The following is a 25,265-nucleotide window of genomic DNA, read 5'->3' on the forward strand; positions in this document are numbered from 1 at the left end:
TGGTGGGCCCGGCTCAGATCGAGGTTTTCTTGAATACCGCCTCGGGGATATTGCGGATGATCAGCATCACCAGCGCCCAGACCGGTTTCACATAGATCACGTTCCGGCGCCGCTCTACGGCTTGCACGATCTTTTCGCCCAGCATCTCGGGCGCTGCGGTCAGCTTTTCGGGCAGGTCCATGCCGGCGGTCATGCTGGTGGCGACAAAGCCGGGCTTGACCGTCACCACGTGAATGCCCTTGCGTGCCAGGCGGTTGCGCAGCCCAGACAGATAGGCGGTGAACCCCGCCTTGGCCGATCCGTAGATATAGTTCGACGCGCGCCCCCGGTCGCCCGCGACAGAGCTGATGCCAACCAGCGTGCCGGTGCCGCGTGTCTCGAACCGGTTGGCGAACAGGCCAAGGATATTGGCGGGCGCCTCGAAATTGCTGCGCATCACGCGGGTGGCGGCGTCGAAATCGCGCTCGTCGTCATATTGGTCGCCCAGCAGGCCCACGGCGCAGACAACGATCTCGGGCAGCGCCGGAAGCGCGTCGATGAACCCTGCCTGCCCGGCCATGTCCAGCGCGTCGAATTCATGCAGAGTGACCGAAACGCCGTGGCGCAGCTCCATGTCTTTCCTGCTGGTCTCGAGGCTTGCGGCACCGCGCGCGGCAAGCTGGATCGGGTGGCCTTTGGCGGCGAAGGCATGGGCGACCGCGCGGCCGATATCGGACCGCCCGCCAAGGATCAGGACAGGGCCAGGGGTGCTCATAGGGTCAGCCTTTTCGATTGGGCAGAGGTGAAGGTTTCGGCGCGGGCATCCGCGCCGCGCATCTCGAGGAAACCGGCGACGCGGGGGTCGGCCGCGCGCAGGGTTTCGGCGCGCATCCGGCTGTCCTTGGCCAGATAGAACCGCCCGCCATGATCGAGCGTGATCCTGTCCAGCCGGTCCAGCAGCGCCAGCGTGCCCCGGTTCACCGGGAAATCCAGCGCCAGGGTGTAGCCTTCCATCGGGAAGGAAAACCGGCTGTCCTGCGGGCCGAAGCGTTTCAGCACGGCCAGGAAAGAGCCCATGCCGGCCGCCGCGATCGCCTTCAGCAGGGCCTGCAGCCCCTGCCGCGAGCTGGCCAGCGGCAGGGCGCATTGGAACTGGGCGAACCCCTTGCGCCCGTAGCTGCGGTTCCAGCCAAGGATGGCGTCGAGCGGGTAGAAGTAACTGTCCCAGTCCACAAGGCTTTCGCCCGCGTTGCGTGCGCCCTGGTTATAGTAGAGCGCATTGAAGGCGCGCAGGGTGGCGCCATTCAGCAGGAAACCGGGCAGGTCGAACGGCACTGTCAGCCGCCGCCTTTTCGGCGCCAGCAGCGGGTCACGCTTTTCGGGCAGTTTGAGCTCGGCGAAGGTGGCATGTTCGCCCAGCATGACGAGCGACCGGCCCAATCCATCACCCAGGCGCAGGCAATCGATCCAGGCCACCGAATAGGTCGCGTCGCCCGATGCCTCGAACGCGGCCATCGCGGCGTCGAGGTCGGGCGCGGGGATCATGGTTTGCCGGATCCATGCGGTCTCGACACGGGTCAGGCGAAAGGCGGCGCGCAGGATCACCCCGGTCAGGCCCATGCCGCCCAGCGTCCATCCGAAAAGCTCGGGGTTTTCGTGGCGCGAACAGCGGGTGACGGCGCCATCGGCGCCCATCACGTCGATCCAGTCGACGAACTGACCGAAGGAGCCATGCTTGTGGTGGTTCTTGCCATGCACATCCGCCGCGATCATGCCGCCGATGGTCACGAACTTGGTGCCGGGCGTCACCGGCGGGAACCAGCCGCGCGGCAGGAAGGCGGAGATCACATCGCCCAGCAGCACCCCGGCCTCGACGGTCAGCACGCCGGTGGCCGCGTCGAAGGCCAGCATATGGCGAAAGCCGCGCATATCCACGGTGTTGCCGGGGCTCAGGGCGCTGTCGCCATAGGCACGGCCGTTGCCACGGGCGATCAGCCCACCCTTGGCCACCTGCGCGCGCAGCGCGTCTTCGGTCAGGGGGCGCGTGACCTGGCAGTCGATCCGCGGAAACCGGCCCCAGCCCGACAGCATCATGCCGCCGCCCTCGCGACATCGGCGAAAACGAAGCGGCGGTCGAGGTTGTATTTCACCACATAGCCGACCGCCAGCCCCAGCACCGCGCCCGCCTCGCGCATCGCGTCGGTTTTCCAGGTCAGCCAGAAGGCGGTTTCGGCGCCCCAGAAGATCATCGTCGTGACCAGGCCCATCGCGGTGTAGAGCGTGAATTTCCGGCCATGCGCCTTCAGCCCGGTCGAGCGGTCGGCGAAGATCCAGCGTTTGTCGAGCAGGTATTTCACCACCAGCCCCGCGGCGGTGCCCACCGCCACGGCCAGGGCAAAGCCGGTGCCGCCGCCCGCCAGGCCAAGCACCGCGCGCTGGGCGCCCAGATTGGCCAGCGTCGCCAGCACCGCGAAGGCGGCATAGCGCAGGATCAGCCCGTGCAGGCTCATAGCAGCGCCCCCGCCGTTGCAAAGCCCAGCACCAACAGAAAGCAGAACTGGCTGCCCCGGTCTTTCACCGCGAAAACCACCGGATCGTCATGCATCTGGCCGCGATGGGTCAGCATGACCGTGCGGCTGATCCAGTAGAGCAGCACCAGGCAGATGCCCCACAGCCAGGAGGGCGAGGGGTAAAGCTTCTGCACCATGCCGGTATTCAGATAGAGCACCATCACCAGCACCGAGACATAGCCGGAGCCGAGCGCCATATTGGCGACCAGCGGCAGGTCATCCACCCGGTAGCCGCGCCCATGCGCCGTGATCTTGCCGTTGGCGGCGCCGTCCACCAGCTCTGCCTGCCGTTTGACGGCGGCGAGCGAGAAGAAGAAGAATATCGAAAAGGCGAGCAGCCAGATCGACAGCGGAATGCCCGTTGCCCCGCCGCCGGCGAGGATGCGCACCGCGTAAAGCAGGGCCAGCGTGAAGATATCCACCACGAGCTGGCGCTTGAGAAACAGCGAATAGGCGGTGGTGGTCACCAGATAGACCAGCATCACGACGATGAAGGACGGCCCCAGAATGATCGCGCTGAGCATGCCGTGCAGCAACAGCAGCGGCGCCAGCAGCGTGCCATGCGACAGCGGCATGTTCCCGGAGGCCAGCGGCCGGTTGCGCTTGCGCGGATGGGCGCGGTCGGATGCCAGATCGAGCAGATCGTTCAGCACGTAAACGCCCGAGGCGATCATGCAGAACACCACGAAGGCCATCAGAGATTTCGACACGGTGATCAGCGAAAGGTCATGCGCCATCAGCATCGGCAGGAAGATCAGCAGGTTCTTGAGCCACTGGTGCGGCCGCAGCGCCTTGAAATAGGGGCCGGGGCCGGTGTCTCGGGTCTGCATGAATTCCGCGTCGCCGCCCATCGCCCGCAGCCTGTCGCGGGTCTGGGCGGAGGCGTTGACGGCGATCGCCCGGCCGGCGTGTTTCCAGACCGCGAGATCGGCCGGGGAATCGCCCATATAGTCGAAACCGCCGTCGCCGAACCGCTCTGTCAGAAAGGCCGCCTTGTGCCGCCCTTTCAGGTTGCGCGTGTTGTCGGAGCCATGCACCTCGTCGAACAGGCCCAGATGGGCGGCGATCTGCTGCGCGATATCCTGATTGGAAGCGGTCACGAGCACCGTGCGCCCGCCGCCCTCGCGCCAGCGGCGGATACGGTCGATCACCGCATCGTCATAGGGCAGGGCGGTGACATCGACCTTCGCCAGATCGCTCATCTTCTGTTTCAGCGCGGCGCGGCCTTTCAGCAGGCTTGCGGCTGCCGAAAACGGCACGGTCCAGTCAGAGGCGAAGGCCGACCAGAAGGTTTCATACAGCATGTCGGAACGGATCAGTGTCCCGTCCAGATCGACCACAAGCAGGCGGCCGGTTGGCAATTCTTCGGTGACTGTCAAAACGGGTGGTCTTCTGCTGCCTCTTTTGTGCAGGTTGTCGCACCGGCATTGCGGCGCGCAAAGCGTTTTCCACCGGTTTCCCGCGCTTTGGCCCGCAGGGTGACGCCGGGAACACGTTTCAGGGCGTGAACGGGGCCACCGGATAGCGCACCGCCGCCAGATACAGGCCCTGCGGCGGGCAGACCGGGCCGCAGGCGGTACGGTCTCTGGCGTCGAGCGCGGCTTTCACGTCTTCCGGCGCCCAGGCGCCCGCGCCGACACGTTCCAGCGTGCCGACGAAGCTGCGCACCTGATTGTGCAGGAAACTGCGGGCGCGGACGTGGAACCGGAACTCGCGGCCATGGGGGATGTCGATCGCCTCGATCCGCAGCTCGTCCAGCGATTTGACGGGCGAGGCCGCCTGGCAGATCGACGCGCGGAAGGTGGTGAAATCATGCCGGCCCAGCAGGTAGTGCGCCGCCCTTTGCATCGGCTCCAGCGCCAGCGGGTGCTGCACCTGCCAGACCTTGCCCCGGTCATGCGTCACGGGGGCGCGGCGGCTGACCAGACGAAACATGTATTGCCGCTCGAGCGCCGAAAACCGGGCGTGAAACTCATCGCTCACCGCCACCGCCTGCAGGATCGCCACCGGCGCGGGTTTCAGGTGGTGGTTCAGCGCCTCGGACAGGCGAAACGGATCCCAGGCCTTGGCCATGTCGCAATGCGCCACCTGCCCAAGGGCATGCACCCCGGCATCGGTGCGCCCGGCGGCGGCGATGGAGGGCACGTCACGCTCCAGCTTTGCCAGCGCCGCCTCGACCGCGCCCTGCACCGAGGGCTGATCGGCCTGACGCTGCCAGCCTGCGAAGGGCGCGCCGTCATATTCGATTTTCAGTGCATAGCGGGGCATGGCTCCGGTTAACCCGCAACAGCGGGCTTGGCAATCGCGGCCGTGCCGGATCTTGGCTGGCGAAACCCGATGGCCGCGCCTATCTTGGGGCGGATAACATGAGGGGCAGGCGTGGGCATAGGCGATATTGCAGACGGTCTGGCGCGCGGGGTCGAAGGTATCGGCGCCACCGTATCGGACATATTCTTCGAGCCCGTGGTGCGGTTGGGCGTTACCGGGCTGTCCCGCGCGGGCAAGACGGTGTTCATCACCTCGCTGGTGGCGAACCTGCTGGATCGGGGGCGGATGCCGCAGCTTGTGGCGGCCTCGAGCGGGTCGATCCTGAGCGCCTATCTACAGCCGCAGCCGGATGTGACGGTGCCGCGTTTCGATTATGAAACCCATCTGGCCGCGCTGACAGGCGACACCCCGCACTGGCCCGAAAGCACCCGCGCCGTGGCGCAACTGCGGCTGTCGTTCCGGGTTCAGCCCGGCGGATTGATCGGTGCGATCTCGGGGCCGCGCACGGTACATCTGGATATTGTCGATTACCCCGGCGAATGGCTGCTGGATCTGGCGCTGCTGGACAAGTCCTATGCCGATTGGTCTGCCGAAACGCTGGCCCGCGCCAAGAGCCGCGATTTCGCCGACGGGCTGCACGCGGCGTTGCGCGGCGCGGATGCCTCCGCACGGCTGGACGAACCCGTGGCCAAGACGCTGGCGCAGGTGTTCACCACCTATCTGCAGGCTGCGCGGGCCCAGGGGTTTTCCGATTGCACGCCCGGCCGGTTCCTGCTGCCCGGAGAGCTGGAGGGCTCGCCCGTGCTGACGTTCGCGCCGCTGCCCCGGCCCGCCGAAACCCCGCGCGGCTCGCTCTGGCGCGAGATGGAGCGCCGCTACGAGGCCTACAAGCGCGAAGTGGTCAAACCCTTCTTCCGCGATCATTTTTCCAGGATCGACCGGCAGATCGTGCTGGTCGATGCGCTGGGGGCGATCCACGCCGGACCGAAGGCGGTGGAGGATCTGCGCTATGCGATGCGCGAGATCCTTTCGGCGTTCCGGCCCGGGCGCAACGCCTGGCTGAGCCAGATCCTGCATGGCCGGCGGGTGGAGCGCATCCTGTTCGCGGCGACCAAGGCCGACCATTTGCATCACCGCCAGCACGGGCGGCTGACCGCGATCATGGAGGCGCTGTTGCGCGACGCCAAGGACCGCGCCGATTTCGCGGGCGCGCGCACGGCAGCGATGTCCGTCGCCGCCTACCGGGCGACGGTGGAAGAGACGCTGACCCATGAGGGCGAAACCCTGGACTGCGTGCGCGGCACATTGCTGGACAGCGGCAAGCAGGCGGCGTTCTATCCCGGCGCATTGCCAGAGGATCCGGCCCGCATTCTGGCCGCCGCCCGCAGCGGACAAGAGGCATGGCTGGACGCGGATTACCGGATCATGCGTTTCGCGCCCGCCCGGCTGACCCTGAAGCCGGGCGAGGGGCCGCCGCATATCCGGCTGGACAAGGCCGCTGAGTTTCTGATCGGAGATCGCCTGACATGACAGCAAAGCAAGGCCCGGTGCTGATCGAACTGGAAGAGGCCGGGGCCGAGACCCCGGCCACCGCGCCGCCGGTGCCCGATGGGGCGCCCGACATGCCGACGGGCCAGGCGATGCAGACCATGGCGGTGCTGGCGGCGCGCCGCCGGTCGCGGCTGGGCCGGTTCTTCTGGGGGGCGCTGGTGGCGCTGATCGGCTTTGTCGCCTCTGTCATGGCGTGGGATTTCATCACCGGGCTTTTGTCGCGGAACACGGTGGTCGGCACGGTGGCGCTGGGGCTTGTGGTACTGGTGCTGGTGGCCTGCGTTCTGGTGGCGCTGCGCGAGGTCGCGGCCTTTGCCCGGCTGCGGCGGGTCGACAGCCTGCACCACGCGGCCGAGGCGGCGCTGGTGGCCGATGATCTGGCGGCGGCGCGGGTCGTGACCGGGCGGCTGGAGCAGCTGTACCACGGGCGCGAGGATCTGGCCTGGGGGCGCCAGCGGTTCGACGAACGCAAGGGCGAGATGCTGGATACCGACGGGCTTCTGGCGCTGGCCGAGCTGGAGCTGCTGGCCCCGCTCGATGCCGCCGCCGCGCGCGAGATCGAGGCCGCCGCGCGGCAGGTGGCCGCAGTGACGGCGCTGGTGCCGCTGGCGCTGGCCGATCTGATCGCCGCGCTGACGTCGAATTTGCGGATGATCCGGCGCATTGCCGAGATTTACGGCGGCCGCGCCGGTGTGCTGGGAAGCTGGCGCCTGACTCAGGTGGTGATGACCCATCTGGTGGCCACCGGCGCGGTGGCCGTGGGCGACGACATGCTGGGCTCTTTCGCGGGGGGCGGGGTGCTGTCGAAAGTGTCGCGCCGGTTTGGCGAGGGCGTGGTGAACGGCGCGCTGACCGCCCGCGTGGGTGTGGCGGCGATGGAAGTGTGCCGCCCGCTGCCCTTCGTGCGCAAGAAGCGCCCCTCGGTGACGGCGCTGGTCAAACGGGCGCTGACCGGGCTGTTCGGTGAAGGCGGGGCGTGATCCGGCGGTGCGGGCCGCGCCTGCGCGCGCGTCCCGCAAGAGATGCCTGCCGCCCCACGGCACGGGCCGCGCAAGCCGCGCAGAGCGGGCGGCCTCTGGCTGATGTCTTTACGGCCCGGCGGCGGCGGCCTATAAGCCGGTGCATGATGTACCCCGTGGCGATCATCATTCGAATTACCGGCCCGGCGCTCTGACAACATGAGCTGCCGGGACAAGGCGTTTGACCGCTCGCGCCGCCCCCTCCATACATCCGCGAAGACCCTTTGAAGGAGCACGCCCCATGTGTGCCGACACGCCCGACTATAAAGACACGCTGAACCTGCCCGAAACCGATTTCCCGATGCGCGCCGGACTGCCCAAGCGCGAGCCGGAATGGCTGGCCCGCTGGGCCGAGATCGGGGTTTACGACCGCCTGCGCGAAAAGCAGGGCCGCACCCCATTCATCCTGCATGACGGCCCGCCCTATGCGAACGGGCATCTGCATATCGGCCACGCGCTGAACAAGATCCTGAAGGATATGGTGGTGCGCAGCCAGCAGATGATGGGCCGCGATGCGCGTTATGTGCCGGGCTGGGATTGCCATGGTCTGCCGATCGAATGGAAGATCGAAGAGCAGTACCGCAAGAAGGGCCGCAACAAGGATGACGTGCCGATCGTGGATTTCCGCCAGGAATGCCGCAAGTTCGCCGAGGGCTGGGTGGATATCCAGCGCGAGGAATTCAAGCGTCTGGGTGTGACGGGCAACTGGGCCGATCCTTATCTGACGATGAATTTCCACGCCGAGGCGGTGATCGCCGAGGAGTTCATGAAATTCCTGATGAACGGCACGCTCTACCAGGGCTCGAAACCGGTGATGTGGTCGCCCGTCGAGGAGACCGCTCTGGCCGAGGCGGAGGTCGAATATCACGACAAGGAAAGCTTCACCATCTGGGTGAAGTTCCGCGTGGCCTCTGGCCCGTCCAACACCGCTACGGACGCCGACACCTCTGACCTGGTGGGCGCCAGCGTCGTGATCTGGACCACCACGCCCTGGACGATCCCGTCCAACAAGGCGGTCGTCTATGGCGCGGACTATGCCTATGGGCTTTACGAGGTTACCGACACGCCCGAGGAATGCTGGGCCAAGCCGGGAGACAGGTTCATCCTGGCCGACAAGCTGGCCGCCGATGTCTTTACCCGCGCGCGTCTGTCGGACGAGATGTGGACCCGCGTCCGCGACGTGCCGGCCCGGGAACTGGCGGGCCTGTCGCTGGTACACCCGCTGGCGGGCGCTGAAGGCTCGAACGGCGAGTGGGACGAGCCGCGCGACTTCCGCGCCGCGGATTTCGTGACTGACGAGGAGGGCACCGGATTCGTCCATTGCGCCCCCAGCCACGGGATGGAGGAATACGAGCTTTACCGCGATCTGGGCATGCTGCCGCAGGTCATCACCTATAACGTGATGGACGATGGTTCTTTCCGCGCCGATCTGCCGTTCTTCGGCGGCAAGCGCATCCTCAAGCCCAACGGCAAGGAGGGCGACGCCAACAAGGCGGTGATCGACAAGCTGGCCGAGGTGGGCGGGCTGCTGGCGCGCGGCAAGATCAAGCATTCCTATCCGCACAGCTGGCGCTCCAAGGCCCCGGTCATCTATCGCAATACGCCGCAATGGTTCGCTGCCATCGACCGCGAGGTGGGCGACGGGCAGGATCGCTATGGCACCACGATCCGGCAGCGCGCGCTGACCAGCATCGACAAGCTGGTGGAGTGGACGCCGAAGACCGGGCGCAACCGGCTTTATTCGATGATCGAGAACCGGCCAGACTGGGTGCTGTCGCGCCAGCGCGCCTGGGGCGTGCCGCTGACCTGTTTCGTCAAGAAGGACGCCTTGCCCACGGATGCCGATTTCCTGCTGCGCGATCCGGCGGTCAACGCCCGCATCGCCGTGGCGTTCGAGGCCGAGGGCGCGGATGCCTGGTACAAGGCGGGCGCGAAGGAACGGTTCCTTGGCGATGCGGTGAACCCGGATGACTATGAGCAGGTGACCGACATTCTGGATGTGTGGTTCGATTCCGGTTCGACCCATGCGTTCGTGCTGCGCGACCGTCCCGACGGCGCGGAAGACGGTATTGCCGATCTCTATCTCGAAGGTACCGACCAGCACCGCGGCTGGTTCCATTCCTCGATGCTGCAGGCCTGCGGCACCAAGGGGCGCGCGCCCTATCGCGGGGTGCTGACCCACGGGTTCACGCTGGACGAGAAGGGCATCAAGATGTCCAAATCCATCGGCAACACGATCGTGCCCGAGGAGGTGGTCAAGCAATATGGCGCCGATATCCTGCGGCTTTGGGTGGCGCAGACCGACTATACCGCCGATCAGCGGATCGGGCCGGAAATCCTGAAAGGCGTCGCCGACAGCTATCGCCGGCTGCGCAACACGATGCGCTTCCTGCTGGGCAATCTGGCCGGATATTCGCCGGACGAGCAGGTGGCGCCGGGCGATATGCCCGAGCTGGAGCGCTGGGTGCTGCACCGGCTGGCCGAGCTGGACGAACGCGTGCGCACGGGCTATGGCGCCTATGATTTCCAGGGTGTGTTCCAGGCGTTGTTTACCTTTGCGACGGTGGAGCTGAGCGCGTTCTACTTCGACATCCGCAAGGACGCGCTTTATTGCGATGCCGCCGACAGCCTTGAGCGGCGCGCCGCGCGCACCGTGCTGGACATCCTGTTCCACCGGCTGACCACCTGGCTGGCGCCGGTTCTGGTGTTCACCATGGAAGAGGTCTGGCTGGAGCGATTCCCGGGCGATGACAGTTCGGTTCATCTGGTCGATATCCCCGACACGCCGGCGGACTGGCGAGACGACGCGCTGGCGGCGAAATGGGCCGGTATCCGGCAGGCCCGCCGGGTGGTGACGGCGGCGCTGGAGGTACAGCGGCGCGACAAGGTGATCGGCGCCTCGCTGGAGGCGGCGCCGGTGGTGCATGTGGCGGATGCCGATGTGCTCAAGGCGCTGAAATCGGTGGATTTCGCCGATATCTGCATCACCTCCGATGTGGTTCTGACCGGCGACCCCAGCCCGAACGAGGCGTTCCGGATGCCCGAGGTCGAGGGCATGGGCGTGGTGTTCGAAAAGGCCGATGGCGAGAAATGTCAGCGCTGCTGGAAGATCCTGCCCGATGTGGGGACGCACAAGCATGCGGGCGTGTGCCGGCGGTGCGATATGGCGCTGGGGTAGGCTGGCGGGCGCGCCTGCGGCGCGGCGGTATTGTTTGCGCCGCGCGGGGCGCGCGGCGGTGCCTCCGGCGGGGATATTTGGGGAAAGATGAAAGGGGCGCGGGCCACCCGCCGCGTCATGCTTTGGGATGGGCCTTGTCGTAGACCTCCATCAGGCGCGCGGTATCGACCGCCGTATAGGCCTGGGTGGTGGAGAGCGAGGCATGGCCAAGCAGCTCTTGTATCGCGCGCAGGTCGCCGCCGGCGCCGAGCAGGTGGGTGGCGAAGCTGTGGCGCATCGCGTGGGGGGTGGCGGTGGCGGGCAGGCCGAGTTGCATCCGCGCGGCCTCCATCACGCCCGAGATCAGCCTCGGGTTCAGCGGGCCGCCGCGGGTGCCGCGAAACAGCGGCGCATCGGCGGGCAGGTCATGCGGGCAAAGCGCGGTGTAGCGGTCCACCGCCTCTCGCGCGGCGGGCAGGACCGGCACCAGCCGCTCTTTGCCGCCCTTGCCGCGAATGCGCAGCACGTCGGGCAGCGGCGCATCGGCGCCGGTCAGGCCTAGCGCTTCGGAGATGCGCAGCCCGCAGCCGTAGAGCAGGGTCAGGACCGCTGCGTCACGGGCGGCGACCCAGCCTTTTTGCGCCTGAAGCTCGACCGTGTCGATCATCGCGCGCGCGGCATCCTCGGCCAGCGGGCGCGGCAGTTTCTTCTGGAATTTGGGCGCGCGGGTGGAGAGCACGGCGGTGGGTTCGAACCCTTCACGCTCTCCCAGCCAGCGGCAGAAGCTCTTGACCGCCGAGAGCGACCGCGCCAGCGAGCGTGCGGCCACCCCGCGCCCGCGTTCATGCGCCATCCAGGCGCGCATGTCGGTGACGCTCAGCCGGGCCAGCGGCGCCAGCCCGGTAGAGGCGCCGAAATGGCCGGAGAGGAAGGCGAGAAAGCCGAGCACATCGATGCGGTAGGCTTTCAGGGTGTTGGATGCGGCGCCGTTCAGCGCCTTTTCATGCTCCAGCCAGCTTTGCAGCGCATCGCGGGCCGCCGGAGAGATCGACAGGCTCACGACAGCCAGCGGCGCATCGTTCTTTCGAAGACGCCCGCGAAGAAGGCCAGAAGATCGGTGCCCTGATTGGGGGTGAACTGATGCGGATCTTCGGCGCCCATCACCAGAAGGCCAGGCAGGCGGCCGGGGCCGAAATCGAGTTTCAGCAGCGCCTCTGACCGGATCCAGTCGGCCATGTCGCCATAGACACGATCGCTTTTGGGTTCGACCTGGCGCAGGGTCACGTTGCGCGCGGGGGCGTTGCGGCCCATGGTCAGGTAGCGGTTGATGAAGCCCGGTTCGACCACGGTCAGCACGCCGCCGAGCCGCTGAACCGCCGGATCGGTGCCCGCCTGCCGGGTTTCCAGCACCAGCCGGATGCAATCGACCCGCAGGATCGTGGCGACGTCATCGCCCAGATTGCGCAGGAAGCTTTCGAAATCGGCCGGATCGAGCAGCTTGAGAAGCGCGCGGTGCACCTGATTGGTGCCCGCGAGATTTTCATAGGCCGCCGCGATGACCGAGCGGTGGGTGTCTTCCAGCCGTTCCAGCCGGGCCTCGAGCCGTTCCATCGCGATGCCGCGCAGATCGATGATGTTCCCGCCGAGGCTTTTTTCATTGGCCGCGATCAGGGCGTGCAGCACGTCCTGATCTTCGAGGATCACATCCGGGTCCGCGATGATCTGCTCGCGCAGTTTGGTTTCGGTCAGGGCTGTGCCGCTCATCCAGTCGCCTCGCTCTCGTCTTTTTTCATGACCTTACATGAAAGTCAGAGGATTTTCTGCCCCGTTTTTGCCCAATCTTTCAGGAAGGCGTCCAGTCCCTTGTCGGTGAGCACGTGATGGGCCATGGCCTTGATCACGGCGGGCGGGGCGGTGGCCACGTCGGCACCGATCAGGGCCGCGTCCTTCATGTGGTTGACCGAGCGGATCGAGGCGGCCAGAATTTCGGTTCCGAAGTTGTAATTGTCATAGATCGTGCGGATATCGGCGATCAGATCCATTCCATCGAGGTTGATGTCATCCAGACGCCCGATAAACGGCGAGATGAATGTCGCGCCCGCCTTGGCCGCCAGCAGCGCCTGGTTGGCCGAGAAGCACAGCGTGACGTTCAGCTTGTTGCCTTCGTCCGACAGCACCTTGCAGGCTTTCAGCCCGTCCCAAGTGAGCGGCACCTTGATGCAGATGTTTTCGGCGATCTGGGCCAGCTTGCGGCCCTCGGCGATCATGTCGTCGGCATCGGTGGCGACCACCTCGGCCGACACCGGGCCCTCGACCAGATCGCAGATCTCCCTGGTGACTTCGAGGATGTCACGGCCGGATTTCAGGATGATCGAGGGGTTGGTGGTGACCCCGTCGACCATGCCCAGATCGTTGAGTTCGGCAATGGCGGCCACGTCGGCGGTGTCGACAAAGAATTTCATGGTATCCGTCCTGCGGTTTGATAAGCCTGTTCGCGCCTCTGATACCCCAAGCCCCGCGTGGCGGAAAGCCCCGGACGGAATGCTCTGACATGGATCTGCCCGAATTCTACGACGAAGGTGCGCTGGTGGCGGTGCTGACCACGCAGCCGCTGGACCGGACGCTGGATTACCGCGCGCCCGAGGGCGGATGCCATCTTGGCGCCTTTGTCGAGGTGCCGCTGGGCCCGCGCAAGGTGCTGGGCGTGGTCTGGGGGCCGGGCGAGGGCGGCTATGATCTGGGCAAGGTGCGCCCGGTGAACCGGGTGCTGGACGCCGCGCCGATGCGCGCGGAGATGCGGGCGTTTCTGACCCGCGCGGCCGAATACACGCTGACGCCGATGCCGGCGATGCTGCGGTTGGCGACGCGGGCGCCGGGGCTGGGCGGGGCTGTGTCGATGCGCAAGGTGTTTCGCCTGGGGCAGGGCCGGCCGGACCGCGAGACGGAGGCGCGCGGCCGGGTGCTGGCGGTGCTGGAGGAATATGGCGGGCTGGCCTTCACCCTGAGCGAGCTGTCGGGGATGGCGGGGGTTTCGACGTCCGTTATCAAGGGGCTGGTCAAGCAGGGCGTGGTGTCAGAGGAAGACACGCCGCGCGACATGCCCTATCCGCGGCTGGACCCCGCGATGGCGGGCCATGCGCTGACCGGCGATCAGGCGGCGGCGGCGGCGGCGCTGCGCGCGGGCGCGGCGAGCGGCTGCTATGGCGCGACGCTGCTGAAGGGTGTCACGGGATCGGGCAAGACCGAGGTTTACCTCGAGGCGGTGGCCGAATGTCTGGCGCAGGGGCGGCAGGCGCTGGTGCTTTTGCCCGAGATCGCGCTGACGGCGGGGTTTCTGACCCGGGTGGAGGCGCGGTTCGGCGCCAAGCCCTCCGAGTGGCATTCGGGCGTGACGATGACAGAGCGGCGGCGCTGCTGGAAGATGGCCGGGCAGGGCGGCGCGCAGCTGATCGTCGGCGCGCGGTCGGCGCTGTTTCTGCCGTTCCGCGATCTGGGGCTGATCGTGGTCGATGAAGAGCATGACACGTCTTACAAGCAAGAGGATGGCGCGCTTTACAATGCGCGGGACATGGCGGTGCTGCGTGCCTCGCTTTGTTCGGCGCAGGTGGTGCTGGCCTCGGCCACGCCGTCGCTGGAAAGCTGGGCCAATGTCGAGGCGGGCAAATACCGGCGGCTGGATCTGACATCCCGTTTCGGGGCCGCCGTGCTGCCCGAGATGCGCGCGATCGACATGCGCGAGGAAGACCTGCCGGGGAACCGCTGGATTTCTCCGACGCTACAGCGCGAGGTCACGGCGCGTATGGCGGCGGGCGAGCAGGCGCTGCTGTTTCTGAACCGGCGCGGCTATGCTCCGGTGACGATCTGCCGGGCCTGCGGCCATCAGATCGGCTGCGATCATTGCGATGCGCGGATGGTCGAGCACCGGTTTCAGAAACGCCTTGTCTGCCATCAATGCGGAGAAACCAAGCCGATCCCGCGGGCCTGCCCGTCCTGCGGGGCCGAGGACCGGCTGGCGCCCGTGGGGCCGGGGGTGGAGCGGATGGCCGAAGAGGTGGCGGCGCTGTTTCCGCAGGCGCGGGTGGCGGTGCTTTCATCCGATCTCTATGCCTCGGCGCGGGCGCTGAAGGAGCAGATAGAGGCGATTGCGGCGGGTGCGGCTGATATCATCATCGGCACCCAGCTGGTGGCCAAGGGGCATAATTTTCCACTGCTGACGCTTGTGGGGGTGATCGACGCCGATCTGGGGCTGCAGGGGTCGGACCTGCGCGCGGCAGAGCGGACGTTTCAACTGATGCGGCAGGTATCGGGCCGGGCGGGCCGGGCGGAGAAGCCCGGCCTGGCGCTGTTGCAGAGCTTTCAGCCGGAACACCCGGTGATCCGTGCCATTCTGTCGGGCGATGAGGAAGGGTTCTGGCAGGCCGAGGCGGCCGAGCGGCGGGCGGCGGGGGTGCCACCCTATGGCCGTATGGCCGGGATCGTGCTGAGCGGCCCCGATGCGCAGGAGGCGTTCGATCTGGGCGCGGCGCTGGCGCGGCAGGATGCGCCGCTGCGCCGGATCGGGGCGCAGGTCTTTGGCCCGGCGCCCGCGCCGATCGCACGGATCCGCGGGCGGCACCGGGTGCGGCTGCTGGTGAAGGCGGACAAGAGCGCGCCGTTGCAGGCGGCGCTGAAGCTCTGGGTGGCGCAGGTGAAGCTGCCGGCTAATCTGCGGCTGCAGATCGATATCGACCCGCAGAGCTTTTACTGAACGGTTGCTCTTGGCGGGCACCTGCGATCACGCCTGTCCGGGCGGAAAAGCGGTTCAGATCAGTTGATCATAGGCGGCCAGCGCGATCCGGCGCAACGCGTCGCGCGGTATGTCGCCGACCACCGCGTAGTTCAGGGTGCCGTCCATCCAGTAGAAGCTTTGCATATCGCCCTGTTCGGCGAACTGGAATGCGGTCTGCGCGCCGCCGGTTTCGGGCGCGACATAAAGTGTGACCCGGCGGCCCAGATCATCCTCATACATGAACAGCGCCGCCGCGCCGGTATCGCCGGGCAGCACCCGCCCGCCCATCAGGCGAAAGCCGAGGGCCGCGAAATCGGGCGGCGCGATGCTGTGGCCCAGCCGGTTGGAGATCCAGCCTGTCAGATGCGCGGCCTGCGTCGCCTCGACCTCCACCGGGTGGATCACCTCGACCACATAGGTTTCATGCGCGGCGATGGCGGCCTCGGCCAGCGCGCGCGGCGCGTCGGGGCGCAGGTCGGCGGCCAGCCAGCCGCCCGCGCCGCCAAGCGCCAGCAGGCCCAGCATCGCGGCGATGCGCAGCAGCGGCGCCGGTGTTGCAATGGTGGGCGGGCGACGGCGGGTGACGGCCAGAAGACGTTCCGGCACCGGCTCTTCGGCCACCGGGGCGTAGAGCGCGGTGATGGCGGCGTTCTGGCGCGCCCAGACCTCCAGCAAGGCCCGCGCCTGCGGCTCGTCGGGCAGGCGTTCGGCCAGCGCCCGGGCGTCTTCGGCGCCAAGCGCGCCTTCGAAATAGGCCAGAAGCCGGTCTTCGGGGATCTGGGTCATGGGGTCTGCCTTTTCGGTGTCGGGCGCGCGGGGCGTTCGCGCCCTGTCTGGACGCGCAGTTTTTCCCGCGCGCGGCCAAGGCGCGACATCAGCGTGCCCTTGGGGATGCCGAGCGTGGCGGCGGCTTCGTCAAAGCTCATGCCATCAAGCGCGACCAGCAGCAACGCCTCGCGCTGGTCGTGGGGCAGGGCGGCGATGGCGGCCTGCACCTCGGTCAGGGCCAGATGCGCCTCCTGATCGCCGGGGAGGGCGGGCTCGACGGCCAGATCCTCGACCGCCGTCAGATGGCGGGGGCGGCGGCGCAGGTTGTCGCGGTGGCAGTTCAGCAGGATGCGGAACATCCACGCCCGGGCGGGGCCGTCGCGGCGCCAGTGATGGCGTTTGGCGACGGCCCGTTCCAGACAATCCTGGACAAGATCGTCGGCCGCGTCGCGGTCGCCGATCAGCCCGTGCGCATAGCGGCGCAGGGCGGGGATGGCGGCCTCGATCTCATCCAGAAGGGTCATGGCGCGGGCTCAGGGTCTGGCCAGATGCCACACGCCCTTGACGCCATCGCCGCTGATGTCGCCGGGGGCCTTGTCATTGATCCACAGGTAGAGCGGCTGGCCGCGAAAGCTCCACTGCCGGGTGCCGTCGGCGCGCAGGATGATGCCGAACTCGCCCTGCGGGCGGGCGTTGGATTTCGCCTCGAGCGGCGGCCAGTTAGTGGCGCAGGCGTCATAGCAGGCCGACACGGCGGGCGTGTCATTGTCGAAGGTATAGAGGCTCAGCCCCGCGCCATCGGTCAGCACCTTGCCGGTGGCGGTGTCGCCGGTCTGGATGGCAACGGCAGAGAAGGCCGCGGTGGCCGACAGCGCCAGGGCGGCGGCAAGGGCAGGAAGGGTCGGTTTCATGGTCAGGCTCCGGTATAAGGGTCTGTTCGGGCGCCCCGTTGCGGGACACCTGCCATGAATGACGCAGGCGCGGCGGGAATAATCCCGGCCGCTCACGCATTTGTCAGGCCGCGGCGCGCAGGCCGGGCTGATCGATCACGAAATCGGTGACGATCGCGCCCACCCACATGCAAAACAGCGCCAGCCAAGCGGTGCCCGCGAAGATCGACCCGCCGGTGACGCCCGCGCCGATGGCGCAGCCGCCCGCCAGCATCCCGCCAAAGCCCATCAGCGCCGCGCCCGTCATCGCGCGTTTCATGTTGTCGGCATCCTGAAAGCCCTGGAACCGAAGCTCGCCCGCCAGCGCGGCGGCGAGGAAGGCGCCGATGAAGACGCCGGGCACCAGCCCGATGTCGAACTCCAGCACCGGGTCGCTGACCAGAAAGAACATCAGCGTATTGGCCGAAGGGCCGGTGAACGTGGCGCTTTCGACCTGAACCGGATCAAAGCTGACCTGTGCCAGCCCGAAGGTCAGCACCCAGCCCACCGCCACCGCAAAGCCCACGCCCGAGGCGAAGATCAGGGTGCGTGCGCCGATCCGGTTGCGGTGCGAAAACCACAGCGCCACCAGCGCCAGCGCCAGACCCAGCGCCAGCCCGCTGCCTGCGGGCACGCCCGTCGCCTCCAGCAGGTTGACGTTGCGCCCGCCCGGCGTGATCCAGAGCCCCGCCAGCCAGTTGCGCAGGGGCGCCATCCAGCCGTGCAGGCTCATCTGAGCGACGACGGCGAAGATCAGCCCAGAAATCACGGCGCGCAGGTTGCCCGTGGCCGCCAGCACCAGAAGCCGCCCCGAACAGCCCCGCGCCAGCACCATGCCGACCCCGAACACCAGCCCGCCGATCACCGCGCCCGACCAGGAGCCGGTCACCGCCATCATCCGCGCTTCTTCGGCCCGCATCAGGCCCAGCATCTGCGCGCCCTGCACCCAGACCACGGCGGTGGAGAATGTCAGCAGCCAGACAGAAACCCGGGGCCCAAGCTGGCCGCGCGCGAATTCCACGGTCGCCGCGCGCAGGCAGAAAGAGGAGCGTTGCGCCGCCACACCGAAGACAATGCCGGTGATCAGCCCGAAAATCGCCGCCGCGCGGGCCTCTCCGACCCATTCGACCACACTCAGAACATCCATCGCGCACCCTCCCCTGCACATCGGGTTTGCGGAGTTTTGCCTTCAACGGGGTTTTTTGCCTTGATCCAGATCAGGGGGGGGCGTTGGCCAATCGGGGGCCGGGCGGCATTTTACGCTCGCCAAGCCCGCGCGAAGGGAATATCGGGATGGCATGGCCCGGATCGTTCCCCTTGCACAGGCGCATGACCTGCCGCGCTGGCGGCAGCCCGTTGTGCTGCTCGTGCTGATGGCCATGGCGATGCCGGTGGCCTTTGCCACTTGGTCGGCGCTGTTGAACAACTTCGTGATCGAGGTGGCGGATTTCACCGGGGTCGAGATCGGCTGGCTGCATACGGTGCGGGAAATTCCCGGCTTTCTGGCGGTGGGGGTGATCGCGCTGATCATCTTCATCCGCGAACAGGTGCTGGGGCTGGTGGCGCTGGGCCTGCTGGGCGCGGCGACGGCGGTGACCGCGTGGTTCCCTTCGCTGGGCGGCATTCTGACCATCACCATGCTCAGCTCGATCGGCTTTCACTATTACGAGACCGTCAACCAGTCATTGCAGCTGCAATGGATAGACCGCGCCCGCGCGCCACAGGTGCTGGGCTGGCTGGTGGCGGTGGGCTCGGGCGCGTCGCTGGTGGCTTACGGGCTGCTGGTGGTGGGGTGGAAGGCGTTCGATCTGTCCTACAACTTCGTTTACATGGTGTCGGGCGGGTTCACGCTGGCGGTGGTGGCGTTTTGCATTCTGGCCTATCCGCAGTTTGAATCGCCGCATCCGCAGGTGAAGAAGTTCATCCTGCGCCGCCGCTACTGGCTGTATTACGCGTTGCAGTTCATGTCGGGCGCGCGGCGGCAGATCTTTGTGGTATTCGCGGCCTTCATGATGGTCGAACGTTTCGGGTTCGAGGTGCACGAGGTGACGGCGCTGTTCCTGATCAACTTCTTGGCCAACATGATCTTCGCGCCGCTGATGGGCCGCGCCGTGGCCCGCTGGGGCGAGCGTCGGGCGCTGATGTTCGAATATTCCGGCCTGATCTGCGTTTTCCTGGCCTATGGCGGGATCTATTATTTCGGCTGGGGTGTGATGCTGGCGGCCACGCTTTACGTGATCGACCATCTGTTTTTCGCGCTGGCCTTCGCGCTGAAGACCTATTTCCAGAAGATCGCAGACCCCGGTGATATCGCGCCGACCGCCGCCGTGGCCTTTACCATCAACCATATCGCCGCCGTGTTCCTGCCCGCCGCGCTCGGCTATCTGTGGGTGACGGCGCCGGGCGGCGTGTTCGCGCTGGCCGCCGGGATGGCCATGGCATCGCTGTTGCTGGCGCTTATGATCCCGCGCCACCCGGAACCGGGCAATGAAACCATCTTCGCGCGGCTCCTTCCTGCCCCGGCAGAGTAGGTTTTTCCGTGTCGTCCTCTATATTCTGTTAAGATTACCGGAAACGGAGGAACCGATGTTCGCCTTTGCCCGCAACAAGACCCAGATGGTCGCCCCGCAAGATGCCCTGCCGGGCCGGCCCACGCCGATCCCCACCGCCGATACCCATTTCGTCAACGGCCGCCCGCTGAAGGCGCCGGTGCCGGAGGGGATGGAAGAGGCGATGTTCGGCATGGGCTGTTTCTGGGGCGTCGAACGGATGTTCTGGAAGCTCGACGGTGTCTATCTGACGATGGCTGGCTATGCTGCCGGCTTCACCCCCAACCCGACCTATGAAGAGGTCTGCACCGGCCAGACCGGGCATAACGAGGTTGTGCGCGTCATCTATGATCCGGCCGTGATCGGCTATGACGATCTGCTGCGCATCTTCTGGGAAGGGCACAACCCGACGCAGGGCATGCGCCAGGGCAATGACATGGGCACGCAATACCGCTCCGGTATCTACGCGGCGTCCGACGCGCAGCTGGAGGCGGCGCAGCGCAGCGCGGCGCTGTTCGCGCCGCGGCTGGCGGCGGCGGGGCTTGGCGCGATCACCACCGAAATCCTGCCCGCCCCGGCCTTCTTCTACGCAGAGGGGTACCACCAGCAATATCTGGCCAAGAACCCCGGCGGCTATTGCGGGCTGGGCGGTACCGGTGTGACCTGTCCGATCGGGACGGGGGCCTGACGGCCGACGGCGCCCGCCCGCGCCTAGGGGCTTCATCATGGTGCCGTTCCCTTGCATTTGCGGGGTTGTTCGCCGGATCTGCGTGACGTTGCGGCATCATCACGGGTTGCCGGTGTGCTCGCGCAGGCGCTATAGCTTGGGCAGCAAGATCGCACGAGGATCGCGCCGGATGTTTTGCCTGATATCTGACTGCCGCGGGGGCCTGTGACGTATGGGCAAGCGGATTCACATCATGGGCGCCAGCGGCTCTGGCACCTCGACGCTGGCCCGCGCCATGGCGACGGCGCTGGCGACGCAGGCCTTTGATACCGATGACTTCTACTGGTACCCGTCGGACCCGCCATTCAGAGACAAGCGCCCGGCCGCCGAGCGGCTGGTGATGATGAATGCGCTGTTCGTGCCGCGGGCGGACTGGATCCTGGCCGGCTCTTTCGCGGGCTGGGGCGATCCGATCATTCCGCGGCTGACCCATGTGGTGTTCCTGTCGCTTCCGTCCGGCGCTCGGCTGGCCCGGCTGCGCGCGCGCGAACGCCGGCGCTACGGCCGCGCGATCGAGCCGGGGGGCGCCCAATCCAGGGCGTTCCAGAGCTTTCTGGACTGGGCGATGAGCTATGACGATCCGCAGTTCACGGGCCGCAGCCGCCGGGTGCATGACCTGTGGCTGAAAGAGCTGGAATGCCCGGTGATCCGCCTCGACGCCCGCCTGCCCATCGAGACTTTGACGGCACAGGCGCTCGGCGCGCTTGACCAGACCCGCGCGGACGCCTAGGCGCAGGGGCGAAACAACAGACCGGAGCCGCCCGATGCCGACATTCACCGCCCTGACGACCCTGCCGGGAAAAGACAGCGCCGAGGCGCTGGGCGAGGCGATGGAGCGGCTGGAGCCAGAACCTACCGGTGTCGGCGTGTTCGAGATCGAGGACGGGTCCGGCCTGTGGGAGGTCGGCGGCTATTTCACCGAAGTGCCCGACAGGGCGGGGCTGGCGCTGCTGGCGGCGATGCATGGCGCGCAGGATTTCGCGATTTCGGAACTGCCCGAGGTGGATTGGGTTTCCAAGGTCAAACGCGAACTTGCGCCGGTCGAGGCGGGGCGCTTTTTCGTCTATGGCAGCCATGACGCCGACAAGGTGCCGGAAGGCGCGGTGCCCCTGTTGATCGAGGCGGCCATGGCCTTCGGCACCGGCCATCATGGCACGACACTGGGCTGTCTGCGCGCGCTCGACCGGCTGGCGGCGGAAGGCTTTCATGGGCATAACGTGGCCGATATCGGCTGCGGCACGGCGGTTCTGGCGATGGCCGCGGCGAAGATCTGGCCCGAGACGGTTCTGGCCTCGGACATTGATCAGATCGCGGTCGAGGTGGCGCAGGCCAATGCCGTCAGCAACGGGCTGGAGGGGCGGGTGCGCTGCGTCGAGGCGGCCGGATTCGATCATCCGGATCTGAGCGCGGCGGCGCCGTTCGATCTGGTGTTCGCCAATATCCTGAAAGGGCCGCTGGTGGCGCTGGCGCCGGACATGGGGGCGTATATCGCGCCGGGCGGATATGCGATTCTTTCCGGAATTCTGAACGAGCAGGCGGAAGAAGTTGTCGCCGCATATGCCGAAAACGGGCTGATTGTTCACACCCGCGAAGCGATCGGCGACTGGACGACGCTTTGTCTCAGGAAAAGCGGCTAAACCTGCCATAATTGTGCCTTTTTCTCACCTTACAAACGTCGCATGGGGGCGTAGATGAGTGTTTTGAAGGGGCGTTGTTATGCTCGATCCTCAGATTCAGGATTTTCGCGGCCGGCTGACCCGCATTGAGCGTATTCACCGGCGCGGCGGCGGCTTTGAAGCGGCCGGTACGCTTGGCCGGTCCAGCTATACCCGCCGTGTCGGGCGCCGGTCCTTGCTGCGGCCGATGTTTCTTGTGGTGTCCAGCGCATTGGTGGCCAAATCGATTCTGATCGCGCAGATCGGCGAAGCCGATTATCAGGAACGTGTCGGGCGCCTGAACCAGGGCACCCAGATCGAACAGGTCGGGGCCTATGTCATGCAGGCAGATCCGGTGACACTCTGGATGTCGGGCTATGTGCGGGAGTTGCTGAAGGCACCGCTGTAAAACGCGTCATCCGCAGGGCGAGAAACAGTGCCAGAAAAAAAACCCACTCCGGCCATGCGTGGCGGGGTGGGTTTACATGTTTTTCGAAGGTGGCCGGGCCGTTCAGGCCCGGATGTCGTCGATCGCGCCCCGTTCCAGGCCGATATCGCTCAGTTCCCGGTCGGTCAGCTTTGCCAGCATGTTGCGGGTCATGCGGGCATTGTTCCACGCAGTCAGTGTTGTCACCAGACGCTCCACACGACCCACCAGAAGGCGGCCGTCGGCGAGCGGGCGGGTGGTGTTGTATACAGCCATCTTGGTCGTCCTTGTTGCCGTTTGAGACTCAGGGATCAGTCGCCCTGACAGGCGGCAGATAGGGTGCCGGTTGTGCCGGCGCAAGACAAATGTTCAACATGGCGCCCGCGCGTTTTTCACATTGTCGAGACTCCCGTTAACGGACTGTTACAAAGTGAAAAATTATGAACGGCGCGGTGTCGTTTTCCGGCCTCGCAATGACGGTTTCATGCCGTCTCTGACCCCATGCCGGCGCACGGGCGGATTTCCGCTGTTCCGCATTGGCACTGGCCGATGTTCGCTTTTCGTGCTACTGCGTCTGAAAAGACACGAAAATCGGGGTGAGCATGCGCGTTTTGGGGGTGGACCCTGGGCTTCGCAACATGGGCTGGGGCGTGATCGAGGTTGACGGATCGCGCATTTCCCATGTTGCCAACGGCATTTGCCACACTGCCGCCGGCGATCTGGCCGCGCGGTTGCTGAGCCTTCATGCGCAGCTGACGGGTGTCGTCGCGCAATACGCCCCCGATACCGCGGCGGTGGAGCAGACATTCGTCAACAAGGATGCGGTGGCGACGCTGAAACTGGGCCAGGCCCGTGCGATCGCGCTGCTGGTGCCGGCGCAGGCGGGGCTCGAGGTGGGCGAATATGCGCCGAACGCGGTGAAGAAAACCGTGGTCGGGGTGGGCCATGCCGACAAACGCCAGATCGATCACATGGTACGGTTGCAGCTTCCGGGGGTCCGGATCGCGGGGCCGGATGCGGCGGATGCGCTGGCGATCGCGCTGTGCCACGCGCATCACGCGCAAACGGCGGGGCGGCTGGCGGCCGCGGTCAGGCGGGCATCATGATCGGCAGGATCGCCGGGCGGCTCGATTATCGCGGCGCCGATCACGTGCTGATCGATGTGCGCGGGGTCGGTTATATTGTCTATGTCTCTGACCGGACGATGGCGGGGCTGCCGGGGCCGGGCGGGGCGGTTGCACTCTATACCGATCTGCAGGTGCGCGAGGATCTGTTGCAGCTTTACGGTTTCCCGACGCTCGTGGAAAAGGAGTGGCACCGTCTTCTGACCAGCGTGCAGGGGGTTGGCGCCAAGGCCTCGACAGCGATTCTGGGCACTTTGGGCGCCGAAGGTGTTTCGCGCGCGATCGCGTTGGGCGACTGGGCGGCGGTAAAGGCCGCGCCCGGCATCGGCCCCAAGCTGGCGCAGCGCGTGGTGCTGGAGCTGAAGGACAAGGCGCCCGCGGTGATGGCGATGGGCGGCGGTTTGCCCGCCGCGACGGGCGACGCCCAGGCGGAGGTTCTGGAAGACAACCCCGCGCCGCCGCCCGCCGCGCCGGCGGTGCAGAGCAGCGCCTCGGTGCAGGCTGATGCGTTGTCGGCGCTTGGCAATCTGGGCTACGGCCCCGGAGAGGCGGCAGGGGCGGTGGCCGAGGCCGCGGGTGCCGCGCCCGGGGCCGACACGCCCGCGCTGATCCGCGCGGCGCTGAAGCTGCTGGCGCCCAAGGGATGACGTGGATGGCAGGCCCATCGGCCCTTGCGGGCCTTTTCGCTGAGACGACCGGGGGGCGTGGCCGATGACCGAGCCCGACCCAACGCTGCGCCCCGAGGCCCAGCCGCAGGATGCCGACCGCGCCCTGCGCCCGCAGACGCTGGACGAATTCATCGGCCAGGCCGAGGCGCGCGCCAACCTGAAGGTTTTCATCGAAAGCGCCCGGATGCGGGGCGAGGCGATGGATCATGCCTTGTTCCACGGCCCGCCCGGCCTGGGCAAGACCACGCTGGCGCAGATCATGGCGCGTGAGCTGGGGGTGAACTTCCGCATGACGAGCGGCCCGGTGCTGGCCAAGGCGGGCGACCTGGCGGCGATCCTGACCAACCTCGAGGCGCGTGACGTGCTGTTCATCGACGAGATTCACCGGTTGAACCCGGTGGTCGAAGAGGTGCTTTACCCGGCGCTGGAGGATTTCGAGCTGGACCTGGTGATCGGCGAAGGCCCCGCCGCGCGCACCGTGCGGATCGAGTTGCAGCCTTTCACGCTGGTCGGCGCCACCACGCGGCTGGGTTTGCTGACCACGCCGCTGCGCGACCGGTTCGGCATCCCCACGCGGCTGCAGTTTTATACCGTCGAGGAGTTGCATGAGATCGTCACCCGGGGCGCGCATCTGATGGGCGTACCCGCCGACACCGGCGGCGCGCGCGAGATTGCGCGGCGGGCCCGCGGCACACCGCGGATCGCCGGGCGGCTGTTGCGGCGGGTGCTGGATTTCGCGGTGGTCGAAGGTGACGGGCGGATCACGCAGGGCATCGCCGACAATGCGCTGACCCGGCTGGGCGTGGATCATCTGGGCCTCGACGGGGCCGACCGGCGCTATCTGCGGCTGATCGCCGAGAATTACGCCGGGGGGCCGGTGGGGATCGAGACGCTGAGCGCGGCGCTTTCGGAAAGCCGCGACGCGCTGGAAGAGGTGATCGAGCCGTTCTTGCTGCAGCAGGGGCTGATCCAGCGGACGCCGCGCGGACGGATGCTGGCGGCGAAGGCCTGGCGGCATCTGGGGCTGGAGGCGCCCGGGGCGCCGGTGCAGGGCGGATTGTTCGAAGGCTGACGCCGCGCCGGGTTGCGGGCGGGGCGCGGAACTT

At 66.9% G+C, this 25,265-nt stretch carries 25 protein-coding genes; 12 read left to right on the plus strand and 13 right to left on the minus strand.

Annotation, left to right across the window (positions count from 1 at the left end):
* Positions 1–13: 13 nt before the first annotated feature.
* The 5 genes from TQ29_RS05130 to truA all read right to left on the minus strand — a co-directional run bounded on the left by TQ29_RS05130 (position 14) and on the right by truA (position 4,817).
* Positions 14–754 carry an SDR family oxidoreductase gene (locus TQ29_RS05130; protein ID WP_054538285.1) on the minus strand — a complete coding sequence of 247 codons (741 nt, stop codon included), beginning with the start codon at positions 752–754 and terminating at the stop codon, positions 14–16.
* Positions 751–2,073 carry an FAD-binding oxidoreductase gene (locus TQ29_RS05135; protein ID WP_054538286.1) on the minus strand — a complete coding sequence of 441 codons (1,323 nt, stop codon included), beginning with the start codon at positions 2,071–2,073 and terminating at the stop codon, positions 751–753. Before TQ29_RS05135 ends, TQ29_RS05130 begins: the two co-directional genes overlap by 4 nt.
* On the minus strand, positions 2,070–2,489 hold the full coding sequence (locus tag TQ29_RS05140; protein ID WP_054538287.1) for a GtrA family protein: 420 nt from the start codon (positions 2,487–2,489) through the stop codon (positions 2,070–2,072). Before TQ29_RS05140 ends, TQ29_RS05135 begins: the two co-directional genes overlap by 4 nt.
* Positions 2,486–3,928 carry a UbiA family prenyltransferase gene (locus TQ29_RS05145; protein WP_235974395.1) on the minus strand — a complete coding sequence of 481 codons (1,443 nt, stop codon included), beginning with the start codon at positions 3,926–3,928 and terminating at the stop codon, positions 2,486–2,488. The genes TQ29_RS05140 and TQ29_RS05145 overlap by 4 nt, the downstream gene beginning before the upstream one ends.
* Positions 3,929–4,046: 118 nt before the next feature.
* Positions 4,047–4,817: a tRNA pseudouridine(38-40) synthase TruA gene (gene truA, locus TQ29_RS05150; RefSeq protein WP_054538288.1), complete on the minus strand. Its 771-nt coding sequence runs from the start codon at positions 4,815–4,817 to the stop codon at positions 4,047–4,049.
* A gap of 111 nt (positions 4,818–4,928) precedes the next feature.
* On the opposite strand from truA, the gene TQ29_RS05155 reads away from it, so the two are divergent.
* The 3 genes from TQ29_RS05155 (at position 4,929) to ileS (ending at position 10,565) form a co-directional block, all read left to right on the plus strand.
* Entirely contained in the window at positions 4,929–6,347 is a 1,419-nt protein-coding gene (locus TQ29_RS05155) for a YcjX family protein (protein ID WP_054538289.1), read from the plus strand.
* Positions 6,344–7,348, plus strand: a complete 1,005-nt coding sequence (locus TQ29_RS05160; RefSeq protein WP_054538290.1) for a YcjF family protein — start codon at positions 6,344–6,346, stop codon at positions 7,346–7,348. The genes TQ29_RS05155 and TQ29_RS05160 overlap by 4 nt, the downstream gene beginning before the upstream one ends.
* A gap of 280 nt (positions 7,349–7,628) precedes the next feature.
* On the plus strand, positions 7,629–10,565 hold the full coding sequence (ileS, locus tag TQ29_RS05165; RefSeq protein WP_054538291.1) for an isoleucine--tRNA ligase: 2,937 nt from the start codon (positions 7,629–7,631) through the stop codon (positions 10,563–10,565).
* A 115-nt stretch (positions 10,566–10,680) separates the two neighbouring features.
* Here the strand turns inward: ileS and TQ29_RS05170 are convergent, their stop codons facing one another.
* From TQ29_RS05170 to fsa, 3 genes are read right to left on the minus strand one after another with little or no spacing between them, the layout of a single operon-like run.
* Entirely contained in the window at positions 10,681–11,604 is a 924-nt protein-coding gene (locus tag TQ29_RS05170) for a tyrosine recombinase XerC (RefSeq protein ID WP_054538292.1), read from the minus strand.
* Positions 11,601–12,308 carry a DUF484 family protein gene (locus tag TQ29_RS05175; protein ID WP_054538293.1) on the minus strand — a complete coding sequence of 236 codons (708 nt, stop codon included), beginning with the start codon at positions 12,306–12,308 and terminating at the stop codon, positions 11,601–11,603. Before TQ29_RS05175 ends, TQ29_RS05170 begins: the two co-directional genes overlap by 4 nt.
* A 44-nt stretch (positions 12,309–12,352) precedes the next feature.
* Positions 12,353–13,006 (minus strand): fructose-6-phosphate aldolase, encoded by a 654-nt coding sequence (gene fsa, locus TQ29_RS05180; protein WP_054538294.1) that lies wholly within the window; start codon positions 13,004–13,006, stop codon positions 12,353–12,355.
* Positions 13,007–13,095: 89 nt separating this feature from the next.
* Here fsa and TQ29_RS05185 point away from each other — a divergent pair, with 89 nt between their 5' ends.
* The gene (locus tag TQ29_RS05185; RefSeq protein ID WP_054538295.1) at positions 13,096–15,291 is read left to right on the plus strand and encodes a primosomal protein N'; all 2,196 of its coding nucleotides are present in this window, start codon (positions 13,096–13,098) and stop codon (positions 15,289–15,291) included.
* Positions 15,292–15,345: 54 nt separating this feature from the next.
* Here the strand turns inward: TQ29_RS05185 and TQ29_RS05190 are convergent, their stop codons facing one another.
* The 4 genes from TQ29_RS05190 to TQ29_RS05205 form a co-directional block, all read right to left on the minus strand.
* Positions 15,346–16,098 (minus strand): anti-sigma factor, encoded by a 753-nt coding sequence (locus tag TQ29_RS05190; RefSeq protein WP_054538296.1) that lies wholly within the window; start codon positions 16,096–16,098, stop codon positions 15,346–15,348.
* Positions 16,095–16,604 (minus strand): sigma-70 family RNA polymerase sigma factor, encoded by a 510-nt coding sequence (locus TQ29_RS05195; protein WP_054538297.1) that lies wholly within the window; start codon positions 16,602–16,604, stop codon positions 16,095–16,097. The genes TQ29_RS05190 and TQ29_RS05195 overlap by 4 nt, the downstream gene beginning before the upstream one ends.
* Positions 16,605–16,613: 9 nt before the next feature.
* The gene (locus TQ29_RS05200; protein ID WP_054538298.1) at positions 16,614–16,991 is read right to left on the minus strand and encodes a hypothetical protein; all 378 of its coding nucleotides are present in this window, start codon (positions 16,989–16,991) and stop codon (positions 16,614–16,616) included.
* Positions 16,992–17,094: 103 nt separating this feature from the next.
* On the minus strand, positions 17,095–18,156 hold the full coding sequence (locus TQ29_RS05205; protein WP_054538299.1) for a YeeE/YedE family protein: 1,062 nt from the start codon (positions 18,154–18,156) through the stop codon (positions 17,095–17,097).
* A gap of 151 nt (positions 18,157–18,307) precedes the next feature.
* Here TQ29_RS05205 and TQ29_RS05210 point away from each other — a divergent pair, with 151 nt between their 5' ends.
* The 5 genes from TQ29_RS05210 to TQ29_RS05230 all read left to right on the plus strand — a co-directional run bounded on the left by TQ29_RS05210 (position 18,308) and on the right by TQ29_RS05230 (position 22,349).
* Positions 18,308–19,540 carry an MFS transporter gene (locus tag TQ29_RS05210; protein WP_054538300.1) on the plus strand — a complete coding sequence of 411 codons (1,233 nt, stop codon included), beginning with the start codon at positions 18,308–18,310 and terminating at the stop codon, positions 19,538–19,540.
* A gap of 55 nt (positions 19,541–19,595) precedes the next feature.
* Positions 19,596–20,246, plus strand: a complete 651-nt coding sequence (gene msrA / locus TQ29_RS05215; RefSeq protein ID WP_054538301.1) for a peptide-methionine (S)-S-oxide reductase MsrA — start codon at positions 19,596–19,598, stop codon at positions 20,244–20,246.
* Between the two features lie 211 nt (positions 20,247–20,457).
* Positions 20,458–21,015, plus strand: coding sequence for a hypothetical protein (locus TQ29_RS05220; protein WP_054538302.1), 558 nt, complete (start codon positions 20,458–20,460; stop codon positions 21,013–21,015).
* A gap of 34 nt (positions 21,016–21,049) precedes the next feature.
* On the plus strand, positions 21,050–21,922 hold the full coding sequence (locus TQ29_RS05225) for a 50S ribosomal protein L11 methyltransferase (protein WP_054538303.1): 873 nt from the start codon (positions 21,050–21,052) through the stop codon (positions 21,920–21,922).
* Between the two features lie 79 nt (positions 21,923–22,001).
* Entirely contained in the window at positions 22,002–22,349 is a 348-nt protein-coding gene (locus TQ29_RS05230) for a hypothetical protein (protein WP_054538304.1), read from the plus strand.
* A gap of 102 nt (positions 22,350–22,451) precedes the next feature.
* On the opposite strand, the gene TQ29_RS05235 is transcribed toward TQ29_RS05230, so the two are convergent.
* Positions 22,452–22,643 (minus strand): DUF1127 domain-containing protein, encoded by a 192-nt coding sequence (locus tag TQ29_RS05235; protein ID WP_037211056.1) that lies wholly within the window; start codon positions 22,641–22,643, stop codon positions 22,452–22,454.
* 326 nt (positions 22,644–22,969) lie between these two features.
* On the opposite strand from TQ29_RS05235, the gene ruvC reads away from it, so the two are divergent.
* From ruvC to ruvB, 3 genes are all read left to right on the plus strand, one after another.
* Entirely contained in the window at positions 22,970–23,473 is a 504-nt protein-coding gene (gene ruvC, locus TQ29_RS05240) for a crossover junction endodeoxyribonuclease RuvC (protein ID WP_054538305.1), read from the plus strand.
* Positions 23,470–24,138, plus strand: a complete 669-nt coding sequence (gene ruvA / locus TQ29_RS05245; protein WP_054538306.1) for a Holliday junction branch migration protein RuvA — start codon at positions 23,470–23,472, stop codon at positions 24,136–24,138. Before ruvC ends, ruvA begins: the two co-directional genes overlap by 4 nt.
* 64 nt (positions 24,139–24,202) lie before the next feature.
* On the plus strand, positions 24,203–25,231 hold the full coding sequence (ruvB, locus tag TQ29_RS05250; RefSeq protein WP_054538307.1) for a Holliday junction branch migration DNA helicase RuvB: 1,029 nt from the start codon (positions 24,203–24,205) through the stop codon (positions 25,229–25,231).
* Positions 25,232–25,265: the final 34 nt, after the last annotated feature.

It is taken from the genome of Actibacterium sp. EMB200-NS6 (genome assembly GCF_001305615.1).
In the GTDB taxonomy this organism is placed as follows: domain Bacteria; phylum Pseudomonadota; class Alphaproteobacteria; order Rhodobacterales; family Rhodobacteraceae; genus Actibacterium_A; species Actibacterium_A naphthalenivorans.